General features: G+C 63.2%; 9 protein-coding genes and 2 tRNA genes. 8 read left to right on the forward strand and 3 right to left on the reverse strand.

The annotated features are described in order from the left end of the window. A partial coding sequence (locus EN964_RS12095; RefSeq protein WP_245490647.1) for a PfkB family carbohydrate kinase occupies positions 1-192 on the forward strand: 192 nt, incomplete at its 5' end. Here the strand turns inward: EN964_RS12095 and EN964_RS12100 are convergent. The 3 genes from EN964_RS12100 to EN964_RS12110 form a co-directional block, all read right to left on the reverse strand. After that, positions 189-1211 carry an aldose epimerase family protein gene (locus EN964_RS12100; protein WP_127267427.1) on the reverse strand — a complete coding sequence of 341 codons (1023 nt, stop codon included), beginning with the start codon at positions 1209-1211 and terminating at the stop codon, positions 189-191. The genes EN964_RS12095 and EN964_RS12100 overlap by 4 nt on opposite strands. 92 nt (positions 1212-1303) lie before the next feature. Continuing rightward, positions 1304-2761 carry an NAD-dependent succinate-semialdehyde dehydrogenase gene (locus EN964_RS12105; protein WP_127267428.1) on the reverse strand — a complete coding sequence of 486 codons (1458 nt, stop codon included), beginning with the start codon at positions 2759-2761 and terminating at the stop codon, positions 1304-1306. A 191-nt stretch (positions 2762-2952) separates the two neighbouring features. Continuing rightward, complete coding sequence (locus EN964_RS12110) at positions 2953-3903, reverse strand: AEC family transporter (protein WP_027039038.1); 951 nt, start codon at positions 3901-3903, stop codon at positions 2953-2955. Positions 3904-4032: 129 nt separating this feature from the next. On the opposite strand from EN964_RS12110, the gene EN964_RS12115 reads away from it, so the two are divergent. The 7 genes from EN964_RS12115 to EN964_RS12145 all read left to right on the forward strand — a co-directional run. After that, positions 4033-7053, forward strand: coding sequence for a caspase domain-containing protein (locus tag EN964_RS12115; protein WP_127267430.1), 3021 nt, complete (start codon positions 4033-4035; stop codon positions 7051-7053). A gap of 103 nt (positions 7054-7156) precedes the next feature. Beyond that, positions 7157-7705 carry a histidine phosphatase family protein gene (locus EN964_RS12120; protein ID WP_127267431.1) on the forward strand — a complete coding sequence of 183 codons (549 nt, stop codon included), beginning with the start codon at positions 7157-7159 and terminating at the stop codon, positions 7703-7705. A 229-nt stretch (positions 7706-7934) separates the two neighbouring features. After that, a tRNA-OTHER gene (locus EN964_RS12125) sits at positions 7935-8008 on the forward strand. A gap of 2 nt (positions 8009-8010) precedes the next feature. Next, positions 8011-8080, forward strand: a tRNA-Asn gene (locus EN964_RS12130). Between the two features lie 352 nt (positions 8081-8432). After that, on the forward strand, positions 8433-9575 hold the full coding sequence (locus tag EN964_RS12135) for a slipin family protein (RefSeq protein WP_023812260.1): 1143 nt from the start codon (positions 8433-8435) through the stop codon (positions 9573-9575). A 232-nt stretch (positions 9576-9807) separates the two neighbouring features. After that, positions 9808-10089: an acyl carrier protein gene (locus EN964_RS12140; RefSeq protein ID WP_010909964.1), complete on the forward strand. Its 282-nt coding sequence runs from the start codon at positions 9808-9810 to the stop codon at positions 10087-10089. Positions 10090-10145: 56 nt separating this feature from the next. Continuing rightward, positions 10146-10870: beta-ketoacyl-ACP synthase (locus tag EN964_RS12145; RefSeq protein WP_127276396.1), on the forward strand; the 725-nt coding region annotated here is incomplete at its 3' end.

Raw genomic sequence — 10870 nt, forward strand, 5'->3', positions numbered from 1 at the left:
ATCCATGTCGCGGCTCCCGCTGATACGACGGGCGCCGGCGATTCCTTCAACGGCGGCTATCTTGCGGCTCGACTTGCCGGTCACGAACCGCTGGAAGCCGCACGCCATGCCCATCGTGTCGCCGCCGCCGTAGTGCAGGTACGTGGCGCACTGGCGCCGTTCGAGACGCTGCGGGCGGCGTTCGAAGGCTAAGGTAGCCGGAATCTGTATTCCGTGACGTGGTGGTAGATCGCGCCCGGCCACAGCGTCGCCTGCGGGAAATAGGGCCGGTTCGGCGCATCCGGCCAAATCTGCGGCTCGAGGCAGAAACCGCAAAAGGCCTTGTAGTTCCGCCCTTCCAGCCCGGTGCGCGGCGTCACATACTGACCGGTATAGAGCTGGACGCCGGGCTCAGTGGTCCAGACCTCCATCTCGACACCGGAACTGGCGCCTTGCGTCCACGCCGCCTGTTTGAGCGGCCCGCGTGTCGAAGCGAGGCAGAAATTCTGGTCGTAGGGCAGCTGTTCGCCCTCGGTCTCCATGCGCAACGGCCGCGCCTGGCGGAAATCGAACGGCGTGCCGTCAACCGGCTTGACCACCCCGGTCGGGATCATGTCGCCATCGACCGGCAGATAGGCGCCGGCATTCAACATCATCCTGTGGTCGAGAATGTCTCCGGCGCCGCCATCGTCCAGGTTGAAGTAGGAATGCTGGGTGAGATTGCACAGCGTCGGCTCCTCACAGGTGGCTGTCAGCTCGACGCTAAGCGTGCCGGGGATCTTCAACCGGTAGGTGCAGGTGACATCAAGCGCGCCGGGAAAACCCATCGCGCCGTCGGGATCGTGCAGGGTCAGCGTGACGAAATCCCTGCCATGCAAGGAAACCGTCCACGGCCGGTGGGAGTAACCTTGCGAGCCGCCATGCAGCGTATGCTTGTCGAGGAAGTTTTGCTCGGTCTGGTAGCGGCTGCCGCCAATGGTGAAGCGGCCGTCACGGATGCGGTTGGCGTAGCGGCCAACGACAGCACCGAAGAACGCCGTATCCGTCTCGTAGCCTTCCAGGCTGTCATAGCCGAGCACCAGCGGAGCATCGTGCCCGGTCAGGCGCAGATCCTGGATGATCGCGCCCAGACCGATGATGTTGGCTGTGATGCCGCCGCCCCTGATCGTGAAGCGACGCACCTGCTCGCCAGCCTGCGTCGTGCCGAAAACCTCGCCGTCCTTCATCGCCATGCCCGTAAATGCCAGTTGATCCAGAAGACTTCGGCTGGTTTTCCCACGAGAGATGGGCAGGCTATCGGCCTGCTCATCTCAGGGATAGCCTATCAGAGGCCGAGGCCGCCGATGCAGACATATTTGGTGTCGAGGTAATCCTCGATGCCCTGATGTCCGCCTTCCTTGCCGAGGCCGGATTCCTTGACGCCGCCGAACGGCGCTTCCGGCGTAGTGATGAGGCCTTCATTGACGCCGACCATGCCGTATTTCAGCCCTTCCATCACACGGAAGGCGCGGCCGAGATCGCCCGTATAGAAGTAGCAGGCGAGGCCGAATTCGGTGTCGTTGGCGAGGGCGACGGCTTCCTCTTCGGTCTCGAACTTGAACACCGGTGCGACCGGGCCGAAGATCTCTTCCTTCATGAAGCGCATCTTGGGTGTCGCGTTGGCGATGACCGTCGGCTGGAAGAACGAACCGCCGAGCGCATGGCGCTTGCCGCCGGCGACTATCTTGCCGCCCTTGGATGTGGCGTCGGCGATCAGTTCCTCGACCTTTTCGACCGCCTTCTCGTCAATCAGCGGTCCCTGCTGCACGCCGTCCTCGAGGCCGGAGCCGACCTTCAGCCCGTTGCTGGCGGCAGCGAGCTTCTCGACGAACTTGTCATAGACACCGGCCTGAACCAGGAAGCGGTTGGTGCAAACGCAGGTCTGGCCGGAATTGCGGTACTTGGCGGTGATCGCACCGGCGACCGCGCGCTCGAGGTCGGCGTCGTCGAAAACGATGAACGGCGCGTTGCCGCCGAGCTCCATCGATACCTTCTTGACGGTGACCGACGACTTCTGGATGAGAAGCTTGCCGACTTCGGTCGATCCGGTGAAGGTGATCTTCGACACCAGCGGATTGGCGCAGATCTCGTCGCCGATCTCGCTGGCCGAACCGGTCAGGATGTTGACGACGCCCTTGGGGAAGCCGACTTCCTCGGCGAGCGCGCCCCAGGCGAGACCCGAATACGGCGTCTGCGACGCCGGCTTGACCACCGCGGTGCAGCCGGCGGCGAGCGCCGGGCCGAGTTTGCGAGCCAGCATCGAGGACGGGAAATTCCATGGCGTGATGGCGGCAATGACGCCGACCGGCTCCTTGGTCACCAGGATGCGGCGGTCCGCCCATGGTGAGGGCACGACATCGCCATAGGTGCGGCGGCCTTCCTCGGCGAACCACAGGATATAGGCGGCGGCGGAGCCAATCTCGCCCTTCGATTCGAACAGCGACTTGCCCTGCTCGATGGTCAGCAGTTCGGCCAGCACGTCCTGATTGTCCATCATCGCGTCATGCAGCTTGCGCAGCAGCTTCGAGCGCTCGAGCGCGGTGGTCTTGCGCCACGACTTGAAGGCGACGGCGGCGGCCTCGATGGCGCGGCGCGTCTCGGCCTTGCCCGACTTCGGCACGGTGCCGATCTTGAGACCGGTGGCCGGATTGTTGACGTCGACCGTCTGGCCGCTGTCGGCCTGCACCCACTCGCCGTTGATGAGATTGGCCTGCCGCATGAAATGGCTGGTTTTCTGAAGCATGGTCTATCCTCCGTTCAGCGCCCTGACGGGCCGGTCTGTGAAATCTTCGGTGAGCGTGCGCCATGGACTGAAGCCGGCACGCCGGAGCCACTGCTCTTTACCGAGGGCAAGGCCCGCAAGCAATCGCAAGATGGCATATAGGGCTTGGGCCACAGCGAGACGAGAGCAGGCGACGTGCTTACCCCGATGCCTTACCCGAAAACGTGCAAGACAACAGTCAGCCAGAAAGCGGTGGTGACGGCGGCGCAGGCCGTGGCGATGGTCATCTGGTTCGACGCCAACGCCTGGCCGGTGTTGAACTGCACCGCGATCAGATAGGAATTGACGCCGGATGGCATCGCGGCCACCATCACCGCCACCTTGGCCGTCAAGGGCGGCAAGCCGAGCAGCCAGACGAAGACCAGGACCAGCGCTGGCATCAGGAACAGCTTCAGCACCGAAAGCACCAACGCCGGCCTGACATTGCCCGAAATGCCGAAGCGGCGCAGGCTGAGCCCCATGGCAAACAGCGCCACCGGACCGGCCGTATCGGCCAGCGCATCGACCAGGCGCATGGCGACATCAGGCAGCGGCGCACCCGTGATGCGCCATGCAAGGCCTGCCAGAATGCCGATGATCAACGGATTCATGAAAAGCCGCCTGAGGAAGCTACGGATAACGCGCAAGGGATGCACGGGTTCGCCGCTGCCGCGGCCGAAGACTTCGAACAACACGATCGAGGCCATCAGCATGATCGGCAGATGCACGGAGACCAGCAGCGACAGCACTTCGAAGCCGCTCGGGCCGAAGATGCCAAGAATGAAGGGAACGCCGAGCAGCACGATATTGGAAAAGGCGGACGAAACCCCGCCGACGACGCCGGCGCGGGCATCCCTGCCGAAGATACGGGTGGTGACCAGATGGCCGGCGGCCCAAGTGATGGCGACCGCGGCGAAATAGGCGCCCCACAGCGACCATGGCGCCACGCCGTGGAAATCGGACTTCACCATTGTCTGGAACAGAAGCAGCGGCATCGCCACGTTGATGGCAAATTCCGATATCCCCTCGCCGCTCGCTGGCTTCAAATAGCCGGTAAACCCGGCGAGATAGCCGAGCGCGACAAGGCTGAAGACGAAAAGGACGGTTTCGGTGAGCGGAGACATTTTTACCGTGACGGGCGAATTTCCCGTGATAGGCGAGCCACGACCGCGACGCAATCGCGCCTGAATTTGATCATCGTCGGCTGGCAGCGTTATAGAGGGTTGGATCATCAGGGCGGACACGAACGACAAATGGCTTTTGTCGGACTCTCGAACCTTAGTCGTTTGCGGCGGGCATGGCTGACGGCTATCGTCGCCGCACTGCTTTGCCTTGCCGCGACCGCGCTTGCAGTTGCCGAGACGAAAAGCCTTAAGGGCGTGGCGCTGATCATCGGCCAGTCGAATTACCTGCACATCGCCGCCCTGCCCAACCCCGCCAACGACGCCCGCGACATGGCCAAGATGCTGACCGACCTTGGCTTCGACGCCCGCAGCGTCACCGACCGCGACGCCACCAAGCTGAAGCGCGACCTGGAGCGGTTCACCGAAGATGCCGACGGCGCCGATGTCGCCTTCATCTACTACTCCGGTCATGGCATCGAGGCCGGCGGCGAAAACTATCTGGTTCCGGTCGATGCCGACGTCCCGTCGCTGAAGGATGCCGGCACCAGCCTTGTGCCGATATCGGCCGTCATGGAGGCATTGAAAAAGACAGTGCCGGTGACGATCATGCTGCTCGATGCCTGCCGCACCAATCCATTCCCCGCGGATGCCATGGTACGGCGCTCACCGACCGCTTCCGCCTCGCCCATAGGCGCCGGCGGGTTGGAGCCGGTGCGCGGCGCCAAGGCGCTCGGCAATGCACCGGCGGCCGACGCGAGCCTGGGTACAGTGGTCGGCTTTGCCGCAGAACCGGGTCATCCTGCACTTGATGGCGCCGCCGGCGAAAACAGCCCTTACGCGTCCGCCCTGCTGCGCCACCTCGCGGCGATGAAGGGCACCGAATTCGGCTCGGTCATGCGCATGGTGACCGAGGAGGTCTATCTCGACACAAAAGCGAAGCAGCGTCCCTGGATCAATGAAAGCCTGCGCCGGCTGCTCTATTTCGGCGTCGCACCAGTGGAGCCGACCGGCGACGACGGACTGATCACAGGCGAAAGGCGCCAGCTCCTGCTGACGATTTCCGGCCTGCCCGACCCGAAACGGGCGCAGGTGGAACTGGCCTCGCTGCAGGAAGGCGTGCCGCTCGACGCGCTTTATGGCGTGCTGAAGGCGCTCGGCACGGAAAAGATCCCCGAAGACCCGACCGACCTGCAAAAGGTGCTCGACGCCCAGGCCGAGCGCCTGAAGAAGATGATGTCCGAGCGTGCAGCACTGCGCACCGACGATCCGGAGATCAAACGGCTTGTCGCTTCCGCCGACAAGGCGATCGGCCAGGGCGCCATCGTGACGGCGCGCAAATTCCTCGACGATGCGGTCGGCCGGGTCGAGCAGACCAACGATGCGGTCGATCAAGCCGAGGATCTCGTCAAGCAGAAGCGTCTTGCCGACGCCGCGATCTATGCCAGGCGCGCCGATGCCTCGGGGCTGGTCTTCGATTACAAATCCGCTGCCGGCGACTATGCCAAGGCGTTTTCGCTGGCCGGAAAATGGGACGACAAGCTGCGCTGGAACTACAAGAACCAGGAAGCCGAGGCGCTCAACGCCTACGGCTACGCCACCGGCGACCTCGATGCGCTGCAGCACGCCATTGAGGCCTATCGCACCATCCTGAACTTCATCCCCAATGGCGAACAGAATCGCGACTGGGCCATCACCCGCAACAACATGGCGGTGGTGCTGCAGACCATCGGCGAGCGCGAGACGGAGACCGCGCGCCTTGAAGAGGCAGCCCGGATCTTTCGCGATTCCCTTGTCGTGTTCGAGCGCGAGAAGGACGACCTCAACTGGGCCGCCGCGCAGAACAATCTGGCCAATGTGCTGTTGAAGATCGGCGAGCGCGAGAGCGACCCGAAGCGCCTGAACGAGGCGGTTGTGGCGATGCGCGCGACGCTCCAGAAACGCCCACGCGAAAAAGTGCCGCTCGAGTGGGCCGCTTCGCAGAACAATCTCGGCCTGGCGCTCTATGCGCTTTCCGAGCGCGAGGCCGCCGGCGAACATCTGACGCAAGCCGAGGCGGCCTACCGGCTGGCACTTGAGGAATACACACGCGAAACGGCGCCGGTGGAATGGGCGATGGTCGAGAACAATCTCGGCAACACGCTGGTGTCGCTCGGCATTCAGCTCAACGACAAGGCGAAGATAAACGAAGCGGCCGACGCGTTCCGTGCCGCGCTCGAGGTGCGAACCCGTGAGACCTTCCCCGTCTCATGGGCGACCAGCAGGCTCAACCTCGGCAACGCGCTGAGCGGCGTCGCCCGCTTCGATATGGGCACCGGCGCGCTTGAAGAGGCCGCGGCCGCCTATGATGACGCACTGACGGTCTTTACCCGGCAGCGTTTCCCGATGGACTGGGCGTCGGCGCAGAACAATCTCGGTTCGATCTACCAGACGCTTGGCCAGCGCACCCGCGACGCGGCCAAGCTGGAGCAGTCGGCGAGCGCCTTCCGGGCGACCCGGCAGGTCTATGTCAGACGGAAATTCCCTCGCGATTGGGCAATGAGCCACTACAATCTCGGCAACACGCTGCAGCTTCTGGGCGGCGTGACCGACAAGCCGGAACATTATGGTGAAGCCATTGCCGCCTACCGCGATGCGTTGCGCGAGTACAAGCGCGAGACGAATCCCCGCCAATGGGCGCTAGCCCAGGCCGGCCTCGGCTCGACGCTGCACTGGCTGAGCATGAGCAATGCCGACTCCAGGACCCTGCTTGAGTCCATAGCGGCCCGCCGGGCAGCCCTCGAAGTACTCACCGTCGACGCGGCACCGGTCGACTGGGCCAACGCCCAGAACGGCATCGGCATGAGCCTGCTCAACCTCGGAAATCTCGAACGCACCGGCAAATATCTCGGTGACGCCGAGGCCGCCTTCACGGCGACGCTGAAGGTATTCTCGAGGGAAGGCCTGCCCATGCAATGGGCCTTCGCGCAGAACAATCTCGGTGACGTCAGCTGGAACCGAGCCAGCTATGGCGGGGGCAAGGCCGAATATCAAAAGGCGATCGAATTCTTCGAGAACGCCAAGCAGGGCTTTACCGAAGCCGGCTACACGATCCCCATCCCGCTCACCGACCAGAAGATCGATCTGGTGAAGAAGCAGATGGCGAAGAAGTAGGTCTACGCATCCCGCCGACCGCGCCTTGTCTTTCGGCTGGCTTTACCGTCCCTATATGTCCCGTCACCGGAACCCATTGCCGGGAACCGGAGAAGGATAGCGGATGATTCGATTTGCCTTGGCGTTGTTCCTGTTTCTTATTCCCGGCGTAGCCCACGCCACGGATGCAGGCTGGGCGCTGCTGCGCGATGGCGGACATGTCGTGCTGCTGCGCCATGCCATGGTCACCGGCACCACCGACCCGGCCAATTTCGACATCGACAGTTGTGCCACCCAGATGAACCTGTCGGCGCGTGGCAAGCAGCAGGCGAGCAAGATCGGCGCTCTGTTTGCCGCCCGTGCGGCACCGATCGAGCGTGTGCTGTCCAGCCGCTATTGCCGCTGCCTCGACACTGCCCGCATCGCCTTCGAGGCCGAGCCGGAGCTGTTTGCTCCGCTCGATCTCCTGAAGGGCGACGAGGCGCAGAAAGCCGCGCAGATCGCGGCGATCCTCAAAGAAATCCGCGCCTATTCCGGCTCCGACAATCTGGTCATGGTTACCCATCTGGAAGACATCGTGGCGCTGACCGGCATCTCACCGCGCGAAGGCGAGGCCGTGGTCGTGGAGCCGCAGGGCGATGGCCTGCGCGTGCTCGGCCGCGTCACCTTCTGAGCGCCCTGCGCGCGATCGCTGACGTCGAAAGCGGTGTTGCCTAAATGCCACCGCCGCAAGAAGCCGCAAATCCGCCACGACAATGCCGCTTGCGACAACCCGTCGCAGGGGCTATAGGCGCGCTCCCGGTCACGAGAACCGAAGTGAGCACAACGGTTGGAGCTTTCGCCTCCGCCCGTGCAGGCGGCTTTGCCGCCCTGTATACGGCGCTGCTTTGGGGATTGGGATCGCGGATGTAGCTCAGCGGGAGAGCGCCGGATTTGGGTCCGGAGGTCGGGGGTTCAATTCCCTTCATCTGCACCACGGATAGCTCAGTTTGGTTAGAGCATCAGATTGTTAATCTGACTGTCGAAGGTTCGATTCCTTCTCCATTGGCCTGAAAAGCCATCCGAAAAACGGTCCGGGGACTGGAATGCGAAAGACTGGACGGATGGCCCAAGCCCTCGGGCGCGGATCATCCCAAGCGTCTTTCGCCATCGGCTCGCGGCCAGGCCCGCGGTGACGATCAAGGCGCAGCGTCGCCGGCAAGGGAGGCCAAGGCCTCCGGCGCCCGCTTCACTGCCCCGCGATCCGCTCCCGAAGGCCCGCCACGGATTGATGCCACCAGTCCCCGGATCATTCGTGCCCGGGCTGTGACGCAAGAGACGACGTGAAACGAGAAACGAAAGGAACGATCGACGCATGACTTGACGCCTCGCATGGGGCCATGCCCGACAGGAGTAAGACAATGACAATTCTCGACAAGGTTCTTGGGCGCGAGCGCGTCCTCGTAAAGGAAAACGAACGTGCCCTCACCCTCCACAAGGGGGAAATCAAGACTGTCCTGCTGCCGGGCGAGCACTGGCTCGCCAACCGGCGCGGCAGCCTCGAAGTGTCCCGGCACGATCTGAAGAACCCGGAATTCGTTTCGGCATACGAGAAGGCGTTGTTCGACAAGCTCCCGGATGTGGCCGCGCGTCATTTCACCGTCGTTCGCACCGGGCGCACGGATGTCGCCATCATCGAGCGCGACGGCAATCTGCACGCCGTGCTGGCGCCGGACCGCAAGCTGGTGCTGTGGACGGATGCCGGCCCGTGGAAGGTGACGCTGATCGACACATCAGTCGATCTCGCCATCGATGCGGCGGTCATGCGCCGGCTCGGCCAGGCCCGGAAGGCGGAATTGATGTCCGTCCATCCGGTCGTCGACGGTCAGGCCGGACTGCTGTTCATCGACGGTGTTCTGGTCAGGACGCTGACGGCGGGCGTGCATGGCTTCTGGAACGTCGGACGCATGGTGCAGATCAAGGTCGTCGACCTCAAGCGCCAGTCGCTCGACGTTGCCGGGCAGGAAGTGCTGACCAAGGATCGCGTGACGATCCGCGTCAACATCGCGGCCGAATACCGGGTCGTCGATCCTGTCAAGGCGGTGAGCATGGTGAAGGACTTCTCCGAAGCCCTTTACCGCGCCCTGCAGTACGCCTTCCGCAAGACCCTTGGCGCGCTGACACTCGATCAGATCCTTGAAAAGAAGGTGACGATCGACGAAGAGGCCGCTGGCAAGGTCCGCGCCGATATGGCCGAGATCGGGGTGGAGGTCAGCGATATCGCGCTCAAGGATGTCATCCTGCCGGGCGAGATGCGCGAGATCCTCAACCAGGTGGTGTCGGCCGAAAAGCAGGCCGAGGCCAACATCATCCGTCGCCGCGAGGAGACGAACGCGACGCGTTCCCTCCTCAACACGGCCAGGGTGATGGCGGAAAACCCGGTGATGCTGCGGTTGAAGGAGCTCGAGGCTCTGGAAACCATCGCCGGCAAGGTCGAGCGGCTGACCGTCCACAACGGAACCGGCGGGCTGCTGAACGATCTGGTCAAGCTCCGCGACAGCTGATGCATGTCGCCCAAAGTGGTTCCGGTTTTGGAAAAACGACCTGCATCGAAACAAAGGCTGACGTGACGTCAACAGAAGGGCCGCCGGGTAAACCGGCGGCCCTTCTTGCGTTTCCTGGATGCCCTACCCATCTGCGCCCGGCGCATCAGGCCTTTTCCTGCCGGGAAAAACCGATTAGACAGCGCCCAAACAAGATGCGGACAGATTCCGCCCGCAACCGAAGGAAAAGCCCTTGTCCACCACGTTCGACAAAGTCGCCAAGATCATTGCCGACACCAGCGAGATCGATATCGACACGATTACGCCCGAGAGCCACACGATCGACGATCTCGGCATCGACAGCCTCGATTTCCTCGACATCGTCTTTGCCATCGACAAGGAATTCGGCATCAAGGTGCCACTGGAAAAGTGGACCCAGGAGGTCAATGACGGCAAGGCTTCGACGGACGATTACTTCGTCATGAAGAACCTGTGCGCCAAGATCGACGCGCTGGTTGCCGCCAAGACCGCCTGACATCGGTTGAGCGTTCGATCTTGACGCGCTCTGCCGCCTGACCCACAAAGCCGCACATGAGCAGCCCCCGCGACGTCGTCATATCAGGTATCGGCCTTGTCTCCTCGCTGGGGGAAGGTCCGGACGCCCATTGGCAAAAGCTCGTGCAGCCGGGGCTGGAACCGGTGCTCGAAGCGGCGCGCTTTGCACCCTATACCGTTCATCCATTGCCGGAGATCGACTGGAACCTGCAGATCGCCAAACGTGGCGATCAGCGCCAGATGGAAACCTGGCAGAGGCTCGGCACCTATGCCGCAGGCCTGGCGCTGGACGACGCCGGCATCAAGGGCAATGACGAACTCTGCACGACCATGGACATGGTCGTGGCCGCGGGCGGCGGCGAACGCGACGAGGCGGTCGATGCCGCCATTCTCGCCGCGTCGGAAAGCCGCAACGACCGCGATGTGCTGATCAACGAGAAATTGACCACCGAATTGCGGCCGACACTGTTCCTGGCGCAGCTTTCCAATCTGCTCGCCGGCAACATCTCCATCGTCCACAAGGTGACCGGCTCATCCAGAACCTTCATGGGCGAGGAAGGTGCCGGTGTCGCCGCCGTCGAGACAGCAGCCGCGCGCATCCGCTCCGGCCAGTCGACGCACATCCTGGTCGGCGGCGCCTTCCAGACCGAACATTCCGACATGCTGCTCGGCTATGAACTCGCCGGCTATCTGCATCGCGGCCAGTGGAAGCCGGTCTGGCAAAGACAGGGGGCTGAGGGCGGCGGCGTCGTGACTGGATC

The sequence above is a fragment of the Mesorhizobium sp. M7A.F.Ca.CA.001.10.2.1 genome (assembly GCF_003998575.1).
GTDB lineage: Bacteria > Pseudomonadota > Alphaproteobacteria > Rhizobiales > Rhizobiaceae > Mesorhizobium.